Raw genomic sequence first — 17,180 nt, forward strand, 5'->3', positions numbered from 1 at the left:
ACCCTGAACTCATCGGCAGCACCACTTCGACGGACGCCCGCTTCGCTACCTTGGGGTATGGAGTACGCGAAGATGCGCGCGATTGCCGAGGAACTCACGGCGTACGCCGAGCGGCTCGAAGGCAGTTGGTGCATCGAGATCGGACCCTCCGGCCCGGTCCTGGCGATGGAGATCCTCTCCAAGCGGCACGCAGGCACGGTCCGCCGTACCCGCGATCAGCTCAACGAGCAGCTTCCCGCCACGCACCCCGGTTACGTCTGCGAGAACGGTCCCGAGATCGAGCACCCCGAGATCGGCCGGATGCGACGTCCCGACGCTGTGGTGATCCCCGAGGAAGCCCTCGACGAAGAGGGACTGACCGTCGATGCCGCGCAGGTCCTGGCGGCCGTCGAGATCGTCTCGCCCTCCCACCCGGAGAACGACTACGGCGACAAGCTCGCCGAGTACCCGGCCATGGGCATCGCCCATTACATGATCGTCGACCCTCGCACCGGCACCATCGAGGTTCATTCCGACCCCGTCAAGGATCGGTATGAGGCCAAGTCCCCGTACATCTTCGGTGACACGGTTCCGTTTGGCCCGTGGACTGTGGAGACCAGCGCGTTCCGCCGCTACGGAAGCGCAGGGAACGCCGCGTCGTCCGCGTAACGCCAGAAGAGCATAGCCCGCCTTGCCTGCCATGGTGCCCAACGGCCCTGTGCCTCCGCCGCTAGGTAGTGCAGCCATGGAACCTCTCCCGGGGATGGGCGGGCGGGGTCCGGTGGTGGGCTTCGGGTGGGTGGGGCTGTTGCGCGGCGTCTCGCGCCTTCGGCGCAAGGAGGCTGGCTACAGCGAACAGGTGGGGGGCGCGGGCGGGTTCGCTGGGTGGCGGGTTGTTCGGTGTTGGTGTTGCGGGATGTACGACGCTGCGCGTCGTAGGTCTCGCCCTGGGGGCGAGTCCGGCTGGCTGCTGCCGCGCGGTGGTTGCGGTTTCGTGGACACCGCGATGCTCGTGCGGACCGGTAGGGCTGATCGGTTCGGCTGCGGGGCACTTCGGCGGGGAAGTTGGGGTGAGAGCGTCCGGGGTGGAGCTCCGCTCCCCGGGGTGGGGGCGGGTGTTGCACCACTTGCATGGGGCCGCCGGTCTCGGCTCGGCGTCAACGGGCCGCCGGTTGGCGGGTGTTCATGCCCCGCTGGTCGCCGTCCGGTGGGTGGGTGGGACGGAAGGCCTGTTACCCCGGGTTACTGCCGGAAACGGACAGGCATAGCGGACATATGGGCACGCCTGGTGTCCGCTTCCGGCCGCAACCCGGGAATTGGGTGCCCGGCGGGAGGGCGTGCGACCCAAATGTGCGACGGCAGTGGCGATTTGGGTCACGGGGCTCAGGCCATGCCGACCATAGTGGGGCAAATGGGGTGCGCGGGGGTGGTGTCACCCCTCTCCGGCCACTGCGAGATACGTAGGTCCGGTGGGGCCGGACCTACGTATCTCGCAGTGACGGCCGCATCGCCCAAAGCGGGCAAATGGTGCCTGGTGGATGTTGTGGCCCCTCCGCCCACCGGGCGGTGACCAGCGGGGCATGAAGTCCAGCCGGGCGGCGGGTGGTTGACGCCGAGCCGGGAGCAACAGCCCCATGCCAAGGGCGCGCGAACCAGCCCGCCCGCACCACCTGCGTCCCGGACCGGATCCCGGCCTGGGTGCCGTTGCGGGCGCAGCCCGCGATGGGACAGGGGATCCCCGCCCGCAGCCCCGGGCCCACCCCCGCCACCCGCCGTTCCGGTCCGGGCCACCCACACCCTAGGTCCCCTCCCCACTGTGGCCAGGCCTCCCTGCCGACCGATAGCCGCCAACCCCAGCGCCGGAAGGGACGGGGTCAAGGGTGAAGCGAAGCGCAATCGGCGCAGCCGACGCGACCGAAGGGAGCGCCCTTGACCCCGTCCCTGGAGGCGCGCACACTCCCGGCGTCGGTTGACAGGGAGACCCACCACACGAAGCCCCCGACCAGGGGAAACGGGTAGGGGTTTCGGGGCGGGGGAGTGGATGAGTGCGAGCGGCTGGGTGTGGGTGTGGTGGATTGCGGTTCTGTGCGGGTCCGGGGCGCTGACGGTGCGGTGGTACGTCCTGGGGCGGCGGGCCAGCAAGGCGTACATGATGACGCACGGGGCGGAGTGGGCCCGGATGAACCGGGGCGAGCAGGCGTGGGCGGGTAAGGAGTCCGGGCGGTACCTGTTCAAGGCGGCCTGTGCGATCTCCATCGGGACCTGCGTCCTGGGGCCCGTCGGCACGGCTCTCATCACCGGCAGCCCGTAGCTTGTACCGCTGGTCGCGGCGCCGAGGTGCGCGGGCCGCGACCCCGGAGGCCTGGGGCGCTGCCTACAGCAGGTGGTCCGCCTTGCCGGCCTTGATGTCGCGGATCAAGTTGCGCAGGGCGTCGCGGCTGTCGGTGAGGTAGCGGTCTTCCTCGCCGAGGATGCTGATGTAGCCGTTGCCTTCGGCGTCCGTGCCGAGCCGGAAGCAGGAGTTGCCTTCCCCGCAGAAAGCTTCATCCCAGGTGATGTTGTTCTCCGGCATCGATAGTCTCCTCAGAGTTGGCGAGCGATGGTGCGGATGAAGTCGCGCGAGGCCTCGGGGGCCAGCGCAATGTTCTCCATCCAGTCCAGGTGGGCCCGGTACTTCGTCAACTGCATGTCGGCGTGCAGGAATTCCGGTCCGTGCGACGTATCGATCTGGGCGGTGTCGAGCTGCGACACCGGGCCCTCCGCGTACAGGACTGTCTGCCCGGCTCCAGGGAACGCGCCCGCCTCGAAAGGGATGACCAGCAAGGTCACATTGCCCTGCTCGGACTTCTTCAGTAGATGCTCCAGTTGGGCCCGCGCGACATCGCGCCCGCCGAACTGCATGCGCAGGGCGGCCTCGTGGACTATGGCCACGAATCTGGTCGGGTTGTCGCCCTCCAGGACCTGCTGGCGCTCCACGCGGTGAGCGAGCCGCAAGGCGACCTCCCGCTCGGGCAGCTTCGGAATCACCACGCGGAAGACGGCCAGTGCGTGGTCCGAGGTCTGGAGCAGGCCCGGGACGTGCATGGAGTACGCGGCGCGCATGCGTACGGCGTAGGCCTCCAGCTCGGCGATATCCAGAAGGCCTTGGGGCAGCGTGCCGCGATATCGCTCCCACCAGCCGCGCGTGCGGGGCTGCACCATTTCGGTCAGGGCTTCGACGTATCGCTCGTCGGTGCACTCGCAGTTGCAGGCTAGCGTGCGCAGACGGTCGGCGCTGATGGCCCGCACGCCCAGCTCGATGTGGGAGATCTTCCCCCGGTCGACGCCCAGGAGTCCGGCCGCGAACTCGGCAGTCATCCCTGCTGACATGCGCATCTTGCGCAGCTCGCTGCCCAGGCGCTTCTGGCGTTCAGTGGGGGCGGTCCTCGCTGGCATGCCGTTCCCTTTCGTGCGCGGTCCCGTGCAGTCTGCCGCGTACATGTGCGACCGGACCACGATCTGGCGCAAGTTTCACGACTAAGGGACCTAATTAACCCCCTCATGCTCTACGGTTGGTAACGCATCGACTACGTAAGGCAGTTGGAAGTGCATCACACGGCGCTGCCCGCGATCTCCTCCCCTGGGAGGGGTGGCCCGTGTCAGGGAGACAGGCCCACCAACCGCTGCGCGTACCCCCACAACCACCCACCGGGAGTTGCCATGCACGCAACCACCACCCTCACCCCCACCTACACCCGCTGTCCGGAACCCCTCCAGCCCGACGGCCACCTCCCCACCCTCGCCTACAGCCTCACCCTCCCCGCCGCACCCCGCAGCGCGGCCGTCGCGCGCATCGCGACCGCCTCCGCCCTCCGCGCCCACAACCTCACCCCGCTCACGGACCCCGCCGTCCTGGCAACCAGTGAACTCACCGCCACCGCAGCGAAGTTCAGCCCGCCGGACGCCGAGATCTACCTCTCCCTCCGCCACCGCGACGACGCGATCCGCGTCATCGTGTACGACGCCCACCCCCGCCACACCAACCCCCGCCTCGCCGCCGCCTGCGACGCCCGCCGCCGCGCGAGCCTCCGCGTACTGGCCTGCCTCGTCAAAGCGTGCGGCGGCACCTGGGGCCTGGGTCCCGCCCACGAACCCACCGGAGGCACCCGCACCTGGGCCGTGCTCCCCACCCGTAGTACCACCACGTACACGATCACCCCCTGAGCCGCCCGCAGCAGGGCCGGACCGCAACGACCTGGCGGTACAGCCCGGTTGGCCGGGTGCCCGGCGGGGCGTGCCATGATCTTGCGGCATGGAGATGGCAGAGGTCCTCGACCGGATAGCGCAGAGATTCGCCGACGAGAAGGCGGGCGACTGGCCGTACCTCGGAGGGCGTCACGCATTCCACCGGGTCAGCGACCTGGTGGTGACCGGGGATGTCGGCTTCGCGAAGCCGAGCCCCGGCGAACTCGTACCGCACAAGGACATCCCGGCCGGTCGGCACCCGGTGTACCTGGAAGTGGTCGAGCCCGATGCCGCTCAGCGCGCGGTCTACGGCATGCCGGCGTCGTGGGTGAACCTTGCCGTCATCCCGCTCGCGACCCCGCAGGCCATCGCTGCAGCGCTCACCGAGGGTCGGCTGGAGGATGTGTACGGCGACTACCAGCCCCTGGGGCCGGAGGGCGCGATCTGGGACGGGGCCGCTTCGTCGCTCGCGTGGAGTGCCGAGTTCGCGGCGCAGGCGAGGGCTGAGCTGGTCGAGGGCGCCGAGGCCGGGCGCCTGCCCAACGTCCAGGAGGTTCCCGCTGCTTCGGGCGACGGCGCGATGTGTATCGCCTTCCAGACGGGCGCCCATGCCGGGTGCGGCCGCGGGACCGCGCTCTACGACCATGAGGGTCGGCTCGTGTGTGTCCTCATGGACAACAGTGACTGAGTCGCCGGGTCAGGCGGTGGGCCTGAGAGCGTCGCCGCCCTGCGGGATCGTCATGGTCACCGCCGCGCTGGCGACGTGGTTCGTCGGCCGGGAGCAGCGACGGCGCCAACTCGGCTACCACATGCATCAGTTGTGCGAGGAGAGAGACTGCCCACACCCTGCATGAACGCTTCGACTGCCTGGTTCCTCAGTCCGGCCTGAAGAACGCGAGCAACTTCTGTGCGGCGTCGGGCGACATCAGCAGTTCCTGCATGTCCGCGGACATCCGGGCGGCAGCACCGGCGCGCTCGAACATCTCGCGTTCGTACGCCTCGACAGCCGCAGGAAAGTCCTCCGGGCATGCGGCCAGCGCGCGTCCGAGCAAGGCCCCGTCGAGCAGCGCCATGTTGGCGCCCTGCCCCACCGGCGGCATCAGGTGTGCGGCATCGCCGATCAGTGTGACGCCCGGTGTCGACGGCCAGGTCAGGCCGACCGGGAGTGTGGTGAGCGCCCGCGGTACCACCGTGTCGTCGCAGGCCGCGATCAGCGCGGTGAATCGTGGGTCCCAGCCGGGGAGCAGGTCGATCAGCCGCGCCCGGGCTGCGGCCGGGTCGTCGAACGGAATCCTGCTCGTGGCGAACCAGTCCTCGGCGGTGTTGTAGAAGCTGAGACCGATGCGCACGCGACCGTCGCCGTTGCGCTGGGCCCCCAGGGATATCCCATTGCCGAGCACCCAGTAGTTGCCGCGCCCGACCATCGCCGCGAGGTCGGGGTGCGTGCGGTCGATGTCGGGGATGCCGATCTCGACGACGTTCTGGCCGATGTGCGCAGGGCGGGCGTCGGTGAGCAGCGGGCGGACCCGGGACTGCGCGCCGTCCGCGCCGACCAGCAGGTCGTACGCCGCGCTGCTGCCGTCGGCGAAGTGCAGCAGGCCCTCGCCGGCGGAGGTGAACGCGTGGCCCCAGCGCACCATGCCGTCGGGGAGGGAATTCAGCAGCAGATCGCGCAGATCGGCGCGGTCGACCTCGGGTCGGTCGAGCGGGGCGTCGTCGGGGGTGTCCTCCTGGAGCAGCAGGGTGCCGTCCGGCTCCAGGAGGCGCATGTCCTGGCCTTCGCCTCGGGCAATCGCGTAGAACTCGTCGATCAGACCGGCCTCGCGCAGCGCCCGCTGTCCGGAGTGGATGTCGAGCATCCCGCCCTGCCCGCGCGCATCGCGTGACGGTTCGCGCTCGTACACGACGGCATCGATGCCGCCCAGGTGCAGCACGCGGGCAAGGGCCAGGCCGCCCAGGCCGGCTCCGACGATGGCAATGGTCATGATTGCCTCTCCCGTTCTCCGACACATCTCCGATACGCCGTATTGGTCGATACACTGTATCGCCTGATGCGATGTACTGTCAGCGGCATGGTGGTGTGGGAGAGGCCGGAGCCTCCGAGTCGACCGGTTCAGGCCCCGCTGAGCAGGGAGCGGATCGTGCGCGCGGCGATCCGGCTGGCCGACGCGGACGGCCTGGAGGCGGTGTCGCTGCGCAAGGTCGCCACTGAACTGGGCGCCGGGCCGATGCGGTTGTACGGCTACATCGCGAGCAAGGAAGAGCTGCTCGACCTGATGGTCGACGCGATCCACGCCGAGATCCGGCCGGTCGGCGACGACTGGCGGGAGATGCTGAACTCCCTGGCCGAAACCACCCGGCGAGCCGCCCACGAGCACGAATGGCTCGCCGATCTCCTCGGGGGCCGTCCGCAGCTCGGGCCGCACGCGCTGGCCAGGGGCGAGGCCGTGGTGTCCGCGATGAGCGGCATCGGTGTGGATGACGTCATGCCGGTGGTCTCGGCAGTCGATGCGTACGTGATCGGCGCGGTCCGCCGGGAAATCGCCGCACGTCGTGCCGAGCGGGCCACCGGGATGGACGAGGAGCGCTGGCAGAGATCGCTCGGGCCCTATCTGGAGCGGACCTTCGCCACCGGCCGATTCCCCGCGCTGGCCACGGTGGTGCGCGATGCCGCCCACTGGGACGCCGACCACACCTTCCGGATCGGCCTCGCCTTCCTGCTCGACGGCATCGAGGCCCGTCTCTCGAGGTGATGGGCGACCGAAATCCTTTGTGCGGTACGTGAGTCGGGCCCGGCAGTCCCTCGTGGGGCCGCCGCGCGGCCCGTGTGGCGCGCGAGGGGGTGTCCCGCGCACCCTAGATTGTTCACGGACAGTGCTGATTCATCACTAATCGTGAGGTAGTGCCGTGGGTCGAGGAATGGGCAGTGCGTGCAGGCGGGCCGGCTGGGTGGTGGCGATCGCAGGGACGCTGGTGTCGGTGCTGCCGGGCGTCGCAGGGGCCACGAGTGTCGTACCGCACCGGGGGAGCGTGAGCGCGGTGGCTGCGGACGGTGCGGACGACACCGAGCAGAAGCTGGCGAAGGAGGTGTTCGACGCCATGTGCTCCCGGGACGAGGACGACCCGAAGTACACCAACGAGTGGTACCAGGCGGTCGAGTCGTGGCAGGCCATCACGCCCTACACGCTCAAGCGGTCCTACACCCCTGAAGCGGCGGCCCGCGAGAACCTGTACGGGCAGCCCCGGCTGACCAACGACACCCGCAAGGCGATGTGCGGCGGCATGACGAGCTACGCCAACGCCCTCAAGGATGCGGTCCTGGACCTCAAGGGCGACATCAGGGACGGCTGCGCCACCACGCCAGGTCTCGGAGCGTTCTACGACTTCAAGATGGAGGCGTTCCGCGCCATCGACGACCACGACTGGGCGAAGGTCGACAAGATCATGCCCGGCTGGCGCGACCCCGCGACGTTCGCCGAGAACACCGGGGCCAACGGAATGTGCACGAAGTGGACGGGCGTGACGGACGCGGCGTAGTAATCCGCAGTCGTCACTTCTGCGGAAGCGCCGGGGGATCCGCGACCGGAGTGACCGAGTCGCGGGTGCCCCGCCGCATCAGCGCCTGGCAGTGGGCGCGCAGCTGTTGGGGCCAGCGGTCCCGCCAGCCCCGCCAGGCGACGACGTGGAACGTCACCGCGAGGAATCCGGAGAGCGCGGCGGTCCCGATGGTCGCGCCCACTACGCCGTCGACCTTTTCGAGGCCCTCTCGGTGCACCCTGTCGGCCAGCAGGACACAGGTGTTGACCGCGATCCATCCCGCGGTGATCAGCCCCGCGGTCCACGGCGCCCGGCCTGCGCGGTTGTCGCGCCGCGTGCGGTGCAGTGGCAGGTATCCGGACAGGCGCTCTGTGTGGGCCTTGCAGGCCGTCTTGAAGGTGGGGTGGTCGGCGAGCGCCTTCACTGTCACCGGGCTTGCGGCGGACCACGAGGCGCGGGCGAAGCGCCAGGCCTCCAGCTCCAGGGGATGCTCCGGTGGTGTGACGCCTTCCGGGTCCAACTCCTCTGCGGCCACCAGTGGTTGATACGCGTCGAGCCACACGGCGGGGTCGAGCCGTATCTCAGGACTGGTCCGTATGTCAGGGTCCCGCCGCACCAGCCCCGCATCGAGCAGCGACCGCATCGCCATCTCGGCCGCCGTACGTTCCCTTTGCCGGGGCTCAGACCGCCGGAACCCCGGTCCGAGCAGCCACGCCGCGTGGTACGCGTCCAACTCGCCGGACGCCAGCAGCCGTTCCGCCGCCCGCAGCCCCGCCCGGCGGCTCGACAGGGCCAGCCCGCCGATGCCCAGGTTCAGGACGACCAGGAGCCCGCCCGTGCTCACCGCCAGCCACACCACACCAGTCATGACGACAGGAATAGAGCAAGTTCCCCGGATCCGCCATGGCGCGTGGTCGCTCAGCCGGAGCCGCGCGGGCTACTCCCGCGGAAGTAGTCCAACTGCCGCCGCCCATAGGACGATTGCCCAGGCTTGAGTTCGTAGTGTCCATGGCAACGCACCGGTCCGCACGACGACGAGGAGCAAGCCATGATCACCGCCACTGAGTCCGCCTCAGTCACAGCCGCTTCCAGGGCGGAAACCACGGCCGACCGTCGTCGGTTCCTCGCCGGAGTCACCTTCGCCGCGCTCTTCATCGGCGGGATGCTGCTCTCCAGCCTGCTGGGGACGGGCATATACCCCTCGCCACTCGACTCCGAGACGGAGGCCGCGGCCTACTTCGCCGCCAACCAGAACACGGTCCTCGCCCAGGGCATCGCGCACCTGCTGGCGGCCGTCCCGCTGGCTCTGTTCGCAACGACCCTCGGCAACGGGCGGGCGCGCACGGCGGGTTGGGCGGCCGCGGCCGCACTGGCCGCCTCGGGTCTGCTCAACGCGGCCATCCCGGTCCTGAACGCCACCGGCGATACCCAGCACACGCTGCACTACCTGACCTTCCTCACCGGCGGCCAGATCCACGTCCCGCTGCTGGGCCTCCTGGTCGCCGCGGGAGTCCGTGCCGGCGCCTCGTCGGCCCCGCGCTGGACCACGGTGCTGGGTGTGGTCGCGGCCTCCCTGTCCGTACTGTCGCTCGTGTCGTTCGCCACCGAGTCGGCCATGCTGCTGCTCCCGCTGGGCCGCTTCACGGCGATCCTGTGGATCGTGATCACGGCGGTACGGTCGCGCCCGCGCAAGTGAGCCGACTGCCCGACCGCCACCGGCGCCGCCGCCGCCCCGGACCGAAGCCTTCGGTCCGGGGCGGCGGTGCGTCAGCGTCGGGTTCTGTCGCCCGCTGCCCTTAAGTAGGTCCAGTTCTGGCCTAGTTGGCTGTTAGAAAGTACAGACAGCGAAAGCAGCGGGCGAGGGGCGGGGTCATGGAAACGGCACTGAGCCGGAAACGGCAACAGCAGTCGGCGCCCGGCGCGTTCACCGCCTTCGCCCGCTTCGTGCTCTGCGGCGGCGGGGTGGGCGTCGCCTCCAGTTTCGCCGTGGCGGCCCTCGGCTCCTGGATCCCCTGGGTCCTGGCCAACGCCGTGATCAGCGTGGCCTCCACGCTGCTCGCCACCGAACTGCACGCCCGCTTCACCTTCGGTGCGGGCGGGCATGCGAGTCGGCGTCAGCATGTGCAGTCGGCCGGGTCGGCGGCGGCCGCGTACGCGGTGACCTGCGGGGCGATGTTCGTCCTGCAGGTGTTGGTGGCGGCGCCCGGTGCGGTGGTCGAACAGGTCGTCTATCTGTCCGCTTCCGCGCTCGCGGGAGTCGCACGTTTCGCGGTGCTGCGGCTCCTCGTCTTCGCGCGGAACCACACGCAGCCCACGACCCCCGCCCGCGCCACCCACTCCGTGCCCGCAGCCGTGGCCCGCACTTCGCCCCGGGCCGCCCCCGCGACGCTCTGCCACGCGGCCTGACCCTCGGCGCCTCTGCGTGCCGGCGTCAGGCGATCGACGTCGGGGTGTCCCGCAGCGTGACGTTGGCGTGGCTCTCCTGGAAGCTCTGGTCGGAGACCAGGGTGAGGCGGGCCGTGGACTGGAACTCCTGCAGCGTGGCGGAGCCGCAGGAGACCATCGTCGTCTTGAGCTTCGCGATGGTCGTGGACAGGCCCTCGTCGAGGTCACCGGCGTACGGTACGAACCCGTCGACGCCCTCCTCGAAGAGCAGCCCCTGGCCGCCGCCCTGCCCGTAACGCGCCCAGTTCCGGGCCCGGTTGGAGCCCTCGCCCCAGTACTCCTTCACGAAGCCGTCGCGGGTGGGGACCTTCGCGCCGGCGGCCTGGTCGAAGCGGGCGAAGTAGCGGCCCATCATCACGAAGTCGGCGCCCATCGCGAGCGCCAGGGCCACGTGGTAGTCGTGCACGAGGCCGCCGTCGGAGCAGATCGGCACATACGCGCCGGTCCGCTCGGCGAAGGCGTCGCGGGCCGCTGCGACGTCCAGTACGGCGCTGGCCTGGCCGCGGCCGATGCCCTTCTGGTCGCGGGTGATGCAGATGGAGCCGCCGCCCACGCCGACCTTGACGAAGTCCGCACCGGCCTCGGCGAGGAAGGTGAACGCCTCGCCGTCGACGACGTTCCCGCCGCCGATCGGGATCTCCGGGTAGTGCTTCTTGACCCAGCCCAGCGCCTCCGCCTGCCAGTCGCTGTATCCGTCGGACGAGTCGAAGCACAGGGCGTCCGCGCCCGCCTCCAGCAGGGCGGGGACGCGCTCGCGGTAGTCGTGGGTGTTGACCCCGGCGCCCACGCGCAGGCGCTTGGCGGCGTCGACGAGCTGGTTCGGGAACCGCTTGTTGTCCGCGTAGTCCGAGCGGAAGACGAGATGCTGCAGCCGGCCGCCGCCGTCGAGGACGGGCAGGCAGTCGAGCCGCTGGTCCCAGAGCTGTGCGTTGGCCTCGGAGAGGGTGATGTCGGCGCCGGCGTACGGGAGTTCGGCGATGGGCGTCATACGGCCGCTGACCGGGCCGGCGAGGTCGTGACGCTGGGGGTGGAAGTCGCGCGAGGTCACCAGGCCCAGGAGGCGGCCGATTCCGGTCCCGTCGTCCGTGACGGCGGCGGTGCTGTGGCCGGTACGGCGCATGACCTCGACGAGCTCGCTGAGGGTGTCGTCCGGGCGGACGTTGGTGTCGCTGGTGACGAACCCGGCCTTGAAGCCCTTGACTTCGCGTACCGCCGCGGCCTGGTCCTCCACCGACTGGTTGTGGTGCAGGAAGCTCAGCCCGCCGTTGCGCGCGAGGGCGATCGCGAGCTCCGGTGTGCTGACGGCCTGCATGATCGCGGAGGTGAAGGGGGACTGCAGCTCGATGGCGGGCGTCTCGCCGACGATGTGCCGTACGAGGGGAGTCCGCAGCGCGACCGTGGCGGGCGAGCAGTCGGTGCGGGTCCGGTTCGGCAGCAGCAGGAACTCGTTGAACGTCCGTGAGACCTCGGCCATGATCTGTGCCACTGTTCCTCCTGACCCGTCGGCCGGAGCCCGTCTGCCCGGCCGTGTGCGACCCCCCTGTCGGAAGGGCGGCGTCCGACAGGGCGCGGTCGTGACCTGGCACCCTACCGATCACCCTGGCCCAGCACGAATTCCCTGCCTATGCTGTTGATCTCCCGTTCGGGGGAGCGGGAACGTACGGGATGGAGCGACCCATGGGCGCGATCGGTGTGTTCATACTCGGGACGGCCGTCGTGGTGGCGGGGCTGCTCGCGCTGGTCGGCCGGCGGGGCCGGAGTTCGCGGACCGAGAATCCGGACGCGTACGCGATCGAGAAGCGCGCCGTCCTGGAGGCGCAGCGCATCCACGACGAAGTCCGTTCCCTGCACGCCCAGTCCGACATTTCTGGCACCTTCGGGCACAGCCGTCTGACGCGGCGGCGCTGATCCGTCAGGAGTCCATGGCAGCCCGGTCGGACTCGCTGCGCAGTACGCAGAACTCATTGCCCTCGGGGTCGGTGAGGATCACCCACCCCGAACCGTCCGGATTCCGGTGATCGGCCAGGAAGCCGGCGCCGAGAGCCAGCAGCCGGTCCACCTCCGGATCGCGCGAGGTGTCGGGCCGCAGACACAGATGGATCCGGTTCTTGACCGTCTTGCCCTCGGGCACCTGGTTGAAGTGCAGCACCGGCCCGTCCGCCAGCAGCACCTGCGTCTCATGGGCACCCGGTTCGGCCTCCGGATCCAGCGGGCGGCCGGTCACGCCGCTCCAGAACCGGGCCAACTCATAGGCGTCCGCACAGTCGATCGCCACGTTCTGCACTACCGAGATCATGAGCGCCAGCCTTCCTGAAATGCGCGCCGACTGCCAACCACCAACCGTCGGTCGCGCCCTTAATTCCGCTCGGCCGACAGCCTCTTGTCCGTACGATCGGCGCTCATGGTCGACTTCTACCCTCCGACGAGTCCCTACGATTCCGGGTTCCTCGACACCGGAGACGGCAACCGCGTCTACTACGAGCAGCTCGGCAACCCCGAGGGCAAGCCGGCCCTTACGGTCCACGGCGGCCCGGGCGGCGGTGCGATGCAGCGCCCGACGAGGGCCTGGGACCCGGAGGCGTACCGGATCATCCGCTACGACCAGCGCAACTGCGGCCGCAGCACCCCGCACGCCAGTGACCCGGCGGCCGACATGAGCCTCAACACCACGCAGCACCTGGTCGACGACATGGAGCGGCTGCGCGAACACCTCGGTGTCGACAAGTGGCTGCTCAACGGCGCCTCTTGGGGCCCGACGCTCATCCTGGCCTACGCACAGCAGTACCCCGAGCGCGTCAGCGAGATCGTCATCCAGTCGGTCATGACCTCCCGCCGCTCCGAGATCGACTGGCTCTACCGGGGTGCCGGACAGTTCCGCCCCGAGGCGTGGGACCGCTTCCGCGAGGGCGTCCCCGAGGAGGAGCGTGACGGCGACCTCCTCGCCGCGTACGCACGTCTCATGGAGAACCCCGACCGTGCGATCCGCGAGAAGGCCGCCGCGGACTGGCTCGCCTGGGAGGACGCCGTCATCGCGGGCGAGCCCAACGGCGTACCCGGCGTGTACAGCAACCGCGAGGCCGACGCGCGGATCGCGTTCGTGAGGATCTGCGCGCACATCTTCGGCAACGGCGCCTGGCTGGAGGAGGACCAGCTGATCCGGAACGCGCCGAAGCTCGCCGGGATCCCCGGGGTGATCGTGCACGGCCGGCACGACATGGGCTGCCCGGTCCAGACGGCATGGGAGCTGGCGAAGGCGTGGCCGGGCGCCCGCCTCCACATCATCGAGGACTCGGGGCACGCGGGAAGCGATGCCGCGGGCGAGGTGGTCAGGGACGCCATCGAAGCGTTCAAGAACCGCTGATCCCATGGCGCCGCCCGGGTCTCGGGCCGTGCGACCCGCAGCGGCCACCACGGGTGAACTCGCCTGTGCAGCAGGGGTGTCGGCGTCCTCGGCCAGTCAGCACACGACCGCGCTGCGGGACGCGGGCCTGATCGCCAGCCGACGTCAGGGCGCGTCCGTGCTGCACATCCTCACCCCGTTGGGGGCTTCGCTCCTGCGCTCCAACCCTGTGACCCGCCCGGCGCGGTGATGCAGGGTTCAGGGTGCCGGCCGCAGCACCACGTTCCTGCTCTCACCGCCGGACGCGATGGTCTTGCCGTCGGGGCTGAAGGCCACGGCGCGGGCGCCCGAATCGTACGCCGTGAAGTCCTTGACCAGGGTGCGGGTGGAGGCGTTCCACACCTGGATGCCGTTGCCCAGCGAGTCGGCCGTGGCCAGCGTCTTCCCGTCCGGGCTGAAGGCGACCGAGTCCAGGGAGTAGCCCACGTCCGGGCCGGAGATCGTGGAGTACGTACGGGCGGGGATGTCCCAGAGGTCGAACGGACCTGATCTCACCACGGCGAGCCGGCGGCTGTCCGGGCTGAACGCCATCGACTCCGCGAAGTTCTTGTGCGCGGGATCGGGGTCGGGGAGTTGGACCGGGCTGCTGTCGGGGGCGGGTTTCGTCAGCCAGATGCGGCCGTCCTCCATGGTGCTGGCGGCAAGGGTCTTGCCGTCGGGGCTGAAGGCCAGCGCGGAGATGTCGTCCGTGAAGCCGGTGATGGTGGTCCTGAGCGTACGAGTGGCGAGGTCCCAGAGACGGATCTCCTTCGCCTCGCCCGCCGTGGCCAATGTCCTGCCGTCCGGATGGAAGGCGACCACACTCGCGTAGCCGTTGGGGGTTGTGAGGGCCCCGGCCTGGGTGCGGGTCGTGACGTCCAGGAGCCGGATCGCGTTCTTGGTGCACGGCACGGCCACGATCCTGCTGTCGTTGCTGAAGGCCAGAGCCGTGCCCATCAGCTTCGGGACGGTGAACTTGGCCTTCACGGCATGGGTGGCGGCGTCGCGGACCAGGATGAGCCCGTCCATGTCCCCGGAGGCGAGGAGCTTGCCGTCGGGGCTGAACGCCACTGTCTCGACGGTGGAGTTGTGCCCGTCGAGGGTGACCTCCGTGGGGGTGTTCGCGTCGGGGCCCCCCGCGTTGCGGTTGAGTTGAGTGACGCCGTACACGGCCCCTCCTGTCGCGGCCAGCGCGGCGAAGCCCCCGATGAGGAGGGAACGCCGGCTCGGGCCGCGCAGGAAGTCGGGGGTCGTGTCGGCCGCGGGGGGAGCGGGAGGCGGAGTGGGCCGCCTGCGCGGGGCGGGCGGGGCGGAGACGGTGGGGGCCGCGGCGATGGCGGCAGGGCTGTCCGGAACGGTGGGGATGGGGGAGGCGCCGTGGGTCGTACGGCTTGGGGCCGGGGCCGGGGCCGGGGCCGGTGCCAGAACCGGGACCGGATCCGCAGCAGGTGCAGGGACCCGGGGCGCCACTGGGCCCGCACCCGCACCCGCCCCCAGCGCCCGCAACCGCTCCGCCACGCTCGGCGCATCCGGACGCCGCCCCGGCTCCTTGTCCATCAGCCCGACCAGCAGCTCCGCCAGCGGCCCCGCCCGCCCCGGCGGCGGAACCGGCTGCGTCAGCACGGCCACCACGATCGACGTCAGGGTGTCGCCGTGGAACGGAGGGCGCCCCTCCACCGCCGTGTAGAGCGTGGCCCCCAACGCCCAGAGATCCGCCGGGGCCTCGACCCGCTTGCCCTCCAACTGCTCGGGCGGCATGAACTGCGGAGTCCCGATAACAGAGTTGGTAACCGTCAGATGATGCGTGGCATCCAGCACCCGGGCGATCCCGAAGTCGGTGATGACGGGCCGTTCCCCGTCGAGCAGCACATTGTCCGGCTTCAGATCGCGGTGCACGACACCCGCAGCGTGCGCATGAGTCAACGCATCCGCAAGAGCGGCACCGATCCCGGCGGCCCGCTCCCACCCCAACTGCCGTTCCCGGTCGAGAAGTCCGCCCAAAGACGGCCCGGCGATGTACTCCATGACGATCCACGGAGTCCCGTCGTGCTGCGTCACGTCGTGGACGGTCACGATGTTCGGATGCCGCAGCCGAGCAGCGGCACGCGCCTCGCGCTCGGTACGCGCGATCAGCTGAGCACGCAGCTCAGGCCGCACGCCGTCCCCCAACAGGACTTCCTTTACGGCGACTTCGCGATCGAGCACCTCATCATGCCCGCGCCACACACGCCCCATACCCCCGCGCCCGACCGCCTCGACCAGCCGATAGCGCCCACTGACCAACTGCCCCGTTGCCCCCGTCATGGTGATCACAGTAGTGGGGACTCACCACCCTGCGCCGCCCGCATCACCTTGCGGAACGGCAACGCGAGGAGCAGCGCGGCCAGGACCAGAAGCGCACTGACCCAGAGCGGCCCGAGGTTGCCGGCTTCGGAATGGAGAGTGGTGGCGGCGACGAGGGGCCCTGCGGCGGCGCCGACGTTCAGTGCGGCGGTCGCGTAGGAGCCGGCCATGGTCGGCGCTTCCGCTCCCGCCTCGTAGAGAATCTGCGTGATCAGCGTGCTGCCCAACGCGAACGACAGGGCGCCTTGTACGAAGGCGAGGACGAGCAGTGCGGCCGGCCGGTCCGCCAGTACGGCCAGGGCCGCCCAGCCGACGAGCAGCAGGGGCCCGCCGACGGCGACGACCGGACCGGGGCGCCGGTCGGACCACTTGCCGGCGAAGGCGACACCGGTGAAGGAGCCGGCCCCGAAGAGCACCAGTACGACGGAGATCCACAATTCACCCAGCCCGGCGGTGTCGGTCACCACAGGGGCGAGGAAGGTGAAGCTCGCGAAGGTCGCCGCGTTCACCAGTGCGCCGAGCACCATGACCACGATCAATCGCCGGCTGCGCAGTCGCGCGAACTCTGCTCGCAAGGCAGGAACGCAGGCCTTGCGAGCACAGCCCGGGAGCCCCCAGAGAATGCCGACGGCGGCGGGAAGACAGAGAACTGCGACGCCCCAGAAGGTGGCACGCCACCCGAGAGCCGCACCCAGTACGGCTCCCCCCGGGACTCCGACGACAGTGGCGGCCGTGGTGCCGGACAACAGCACGGCAAGCGCGCGCCCTTTCCGCTCGGGAGCGACCAGCGTGGTGGCTGTCGTCAGGGCGACGGCGAGGAATCCCGCGTTGGCGAGCGCCGCGACGACCCGCGTCGCGAAGAGGACCGCAAAGCTGGAGGTGACAGCCGCCACGGCATGGGCCGTCAGAAACACGACGACGCATCCGAACAGGCTGGACCGCCGCGGCCAGTTGCGCGCAAGCGCGGCCATGAGCGGGGCGCCGACGACCATCCCGACCGCGAAGGCGGAGGTGAGCGAGGATGCGGCCCCGACGGTCACGCCGAGGTCGGAGGCGATGTCCGGCAACAGACCGGCCAGCATGAATTCGGAGGTGCCCATGGCGAATACGGCCACGGCAAGCAGATACAACGGGAGAGGCATCGAGAAACTCCGAGGTGAGAGAAGTACGAGAGGGACGTCTCGTCACCGCGGTCAGCCCGTAAGGGCACAGGTGTCCGGCAGAGCTACGGACTCAGTGGTTGAGGGGGCTGACGGCGGGACCGAAAACCCCC

The 17,180-nt window shown here is 70.1% G+C and carries 19 protein-coding genes; 11 read left to right on the top strand and 8 right to left on the bottom strand.

Annotation, left to right across the window (positions count from 1 at the left end):
• Positions 1-57: 57 nt before the first annotated feature.
• Together OG707_RS25380 and OG707_RS25385 are read left to right on the top strand one after the other, a co-directional pair.
• The gene (locus OG707_RS25380; protein WP_329122105.1) at positions 58-648 is read left to right on the top strand and encodes a Uma2 family endonuclease; all 591 of its coding nucleotides are present in this window, start codon (positions 58-60) and stop codon (positions 646-648) included.
• 1,372 nt (positions 649-2,020) lie between these two features.
• Entirely contained in the window at positions 2,021-2,290 is a 270-nt protein-coding gene (locus OG707_RS25385) for a hypothetical protein (protein ID WP_329122107.1), read from the top strand.
• A gap of 63 nt (positions 2,291-2,353) precedes the next feature.
• On the opposite strand, the gene OG707_RS25390 is transcribed toward OG707_RS25385, so the two are convergent.
• Positions 2,354-2,551, bottom strand: a complete 198-nt coding sequence (locus OG707_RS25390) for a hypothetical protein (RefSeq protein ID WP_329122109.1) — start codon at positions 2,549-2,551, stop codon at positions 2,354-2,356.
• An 11-nt stretch (positions 2,552-2,562) separates the two neighbouring features.
• Complete coding sequence (locus tag OG707_RS25395) at positions 2,563-3,414, bottom strand: helix-turn-helix domain-containing protein (protein ID WP_329122111.1); 852 nt, start codon at positions 3,412-3,414, stop codon at positions 2,563-2,565.
• Positions 3,415-3,678: 264 nt separating this feature from the next.
• On the opposite strand from OG707_RS25395, the gene OG707_RS25400 reads away from it, so the two are divergent.
• Complete coding sequence (locus OG707_RS25400; RefSeq protein WP_329122113.1) at positions 3,679-4,182, top strand: ATP-binding protein; 504 nt, start codon at positions 3,679-3,681, stop codon at positions 4,180-4,182.
• A gap of 88 nt (positions 4,183-4,270) precedes the next feature.
• Positions 4,271-4,891: a hypothetical protein gene (locus tag OG707_RS25405; protein ID WP_329122115.1), complete on the top strand. Its 621-nt coding sequence runs from the start codon at positions 4,271-4,273 to the stop codon at positions 4,889-4,891.
• A 187-nt stretch (positions 4,892-5,078) separates the two neighbouring features.
• On the opposite strand, the gene OG707_RS25410 is transcribed toward OG707_RS25405, so the two are convergent.
• Positions 5,079-6,188 carry an FAD-dependent oxidoreductase gene (locus OG707_RS25410; RefSeq protein ID WP_329122117.1) on the bottom strand — a complete coding sequence of 370 codons (1,110 nt, stop codon included), beginning with the start codon at positions 6,186-6,188 and terminating at the stop codon, positions 5,079-5,081.
• An 87-nt stretch (positions 6,189-6,275) separates the two neighbouring features.
• On the opposite strand from OG707_RS25410, the gene OG707_RS25415 reads away from it, so the two are divergent.
• Together OG707_RS25415 and OG707_RS25420 are read left to right on the top strand one after the other, a co-directional pair.
• Positions 6,276-6,956, top strand: coding sequence for a TetR/AcrR family transcriptional regulator (locus OG707_RS25415; RefSeq protein ID WP_329122119.1), 681 nt, complete (start codon positions 6,276-6,278; stop codon positions 6,954-6,956).
• A gap of 154 nt (positions 6,957-7,110) precedes the next feature.
• Positions 7,111-7,740 (top strand): hypothetical protein, encoded by a 630-nt coding sequence (locus tag OG707_RS25420; RefSeq protein WP_329122121.1) that lies wholly within the window; start codon positions 7,111-7,113, stop codon positions 7,738-7,740.
• A gap of 13 nt (positions 7,741-7,753) precedes the next feature.
• On the opposite strand, the gene OG707_RS25425 is transcribed toward OG707_RS25420, so the two are convergent.
• A complete protein-coding gene (locus OG707_RS25425; RefSeq protein WP_329122123.1) occupies positions 7,754-8,608 on the bottom strand; it encodes a hypothetical protein in 855 nt (284 codons plus the stop codon).
• Positions 8,609-8,788: 180 nt separating this feature from the next.
• Between OG707_RS25425 and OG707_RS25430 the strand changes: the two genes are divergently transcribed.
• Together OG707_RS25430 and OG707_RS25435 are read left to right on the top strand one after the other, a co-directional pair.
• Complete coding sequence (locus OG707_RS25430) at positions 8,789-9,436, top strand: hypothetical protein (protein ID WP_329122125.1); 648 nt, start codon at positions 8,789-8,791, stop codon at positions 9,434-9,436.
• A 176-nt stretch (positions 9,437-9,612) separates the two neighbouring features.
• The gene (locus OG707_RS25435; protein ID WP_329122127.1) at positions 9,613-10,146 is read left to right on the top strand and encodes a hypothetical protein; all 534 of its coding nucleotides are present in this window, start codon (positions 9,613-9,615) and stop codon (positions 10,144-10,146) included.
• Between the two features lie 25 nt (positions 10,147-10,171).
• Here the strand turns inward: OG707_RS25435 and OG707_RS25440 are convergent, their stop codons facing one another.
• Positions 10,172-11,671 carry an IMP dehydrogenase gene (locus OG707_RS25440; protein WP_329122129.1) on the bottom strand — a complete coding sequence of 500 codons (1,500 nt, stop codon included), beginning with the start codon at positions 11,669-11,671 and terminating at the stop codon, positions 10,172-10,174.
• A gap of 191 nt (positions 11,672-11,862) precedes the next feature.
• Between OG707_RS25440 and OG707_RS25445 the strand changes: the two genes are divergently transcribed.
• Entirely contained in the window at positions 11,863-12,093 is a 231-nt protein-coding gene (locus OG707_RS25445; RefSeq protein ID WP_329122132.1) for a hypothetical protein, read from the top strand.
• Positions 12,094-12,097: 4 nt separating this feature from the next.
• Here the strand turns inward: OG707_RS25445 and OG707_RS25450 are convergent, their stop codons facing one another.
• Positions 12,098-12,481, bottom strand: coding sequence for a VOC family protein (locus OG707_RS25450; RefSeq protein ID WP_329122134.1), 384 nt, complete (start codon positions 12,479-12,481; stop codon positions 12,098-12,100).
• 105 nt (positions 12,482-12,586) lie between these two features.
• Here OG707_RS25450 and pip point away from each other — a divergent pair, with 105 nt between their 5' ends.
• Positions 12,587-13,546, top strand: coding sequence for a prolyl aminopeptidase (gene pip / locus OG707_RS25455; RefSeq protein ID WP_329122136.1), 960 nt, complete (start codon positions 12,587-12,589; stop codon positions 13,544-13,546).
• A gap of 28 nt (positions 13,547-13,574) precedes the next feature.
• Positions 13,575-13,775: an ArsR family transcriptional regulator gene (locus OG707_RS25460; RefSeq protein ID WP_443071388.1), complete on the top strand. Its 201-nt coding sequence runs from the start codon at positions 13,575-13,577 to the stop codon at positions 13,773-13,775.
• Between the two features lie 8 nt (positions 13,776-13,783).
• Here the strand turns inward: OG707_RS25460 and OG707_RS25465 are convergent, their stop codons facing one another.
• On the bottom strand, positions 13,784-15,868 hold the full coding sequence (locus tag OG707_RS25465) for a WD40 repeat domain-containing serine/threonine protein kinase (RefSeq protein WP_329122139.1): 2,085 nt from the start codon (positions 15,866-15,868) through the stop codon (positions 13,784-13,786).
• Positions 15,869-15,873: 5 nt separating this feature from the next.
• Entirely contained in the window at positions 15,874-17,049 is a 1,176-nt protein-coding gene (locus OG707_RS25470; protein WP_329122141.1) for a Cmx/CmrA family chloramphenicol efflux MFS transporter, read from the bottom strand.
• Positions 17,050-17,180 lie beyond the last annotated feature (131 nt).

Source organism: Streptomyces sp. NBC_01465 (assembly GCF_036227325.1).
Lineage (GTDB): Bacteria > Actinomycetota > Actinomycetes > Streptomycetales > Streptomycetaceae > Streptomyces.

Bases quoted from the DNA above. Each gene is read 5' to 3' on its own strand.
- OG707_RS25380 (WP_329122105.1), top strand. From the start codon at position 58: ATGGAGTACGCGAAGATGCGCGCGATTGCCGAGGAACTCACGGCGTAC.
- OG707_RS25385 (WP_329122107.1), top strand. From the start codon at position 2,021: ATGAGTGCGAGCGGCTGGGTGTGGGTGTGGTGGATTGCGGTTCTGTGC.
- OG707_RS25390 (WP_329122109.1), bottom strand. From the start codon at position 2,551: ATGCCGGAGAACAACATCACCTGGGATGAAGCTTTCTGCGGGGAAGGC.
- OG707_RS25395 (WP_329122111.1), bottom strand. From the start codon at position 3,414: ATGCCAGCGAGGACCGCCCCCACTGAACGCCAGAAGCGCCTGGGCAGC.
- OG707_RS25400 (WP_329122113.1), top strand. From the start codon at position 3,679: ATGCACGCAACCACCACCCTCACCCCCACCTACACCCGCTGTCCGGAA.
- OG707_RS25405 (WP_329122115.1), top strand. From the start codon at position 4,271: ATGGAGATGGCAGAGGTCCTCGACCGGATAGCGCAGAGATTCGCCGAC.
- OG707_RS25410 (WP_329122117.1), bottom strand. From the start codon at position 6,188: ATGACCATTGCCATCGTCGGAGCCGGCCTGGGCGGCCTGGCCCTTGCC.
- OG707_RS25415 (WP_329122119.1), top strand. From the start codon at position 6,276: ATGGTGGTGTGGGAGAGGCCGGAGCCTCCGAGTCGACCGGTTCAGGCC.
- OG707_RS25425 (WP_329122123.1), bottom strand. From the start codon at position 8,608: ATGACTGGTGTGGTGTGGCTGGCGGTGAGCACGGGCGGGCTCCTGGTC.
- OG707_RS25430 (WP_329122125.1), top strand. From the start codon at position 8,789: ATGATCACCGCCACTGAGTCCGCCTCAGTCACAGCCGCTTCCAGGGCG.
- OG707_RS25435 (WP_329122127.1), top strand. From the start codon at position 9,613: ATGGAAACGGCACTGAGCCGGAAACGGCAACAGCAGTCGGCGCCCGGC.
- OG707_RS25445 (WP_329122132.1), top strand. From the start codon at position 11,863: ATGGGCGCGATCGGTGTGTTCATACTCGGGACGGCCGTCGTGGTGGCG.
- OG707_RS25450 (WP_329122134.1), bottom strand. From the start codon at position 12,481: ATGATCTCGGTAGTGCAGAACGTGGCGATCGACTGTGCGGACGCCTAT.
- pip (WP_329122136.1), top strand. From the start codon at position 12,587: ATGGTCGACTTCTACCCTCCGACGAGTCCCTACGATTCCGGGTTCCTC.
- OG707_RS25465 (WP_329122139.1), bottom strand. From the start codon at position 15,868: ATGACGGGGGCAACGGGGCAGTTGGTCAGTGGGCGCTATCGGCTGGTC.
- OG707_RS25470 (WP_329122141.1), bottom strand. From the start codon at position 17,049: ATGCCTCTCCCGTTGTATCTGCTTGCCGTGGCCGTATTCGCCATGGGC.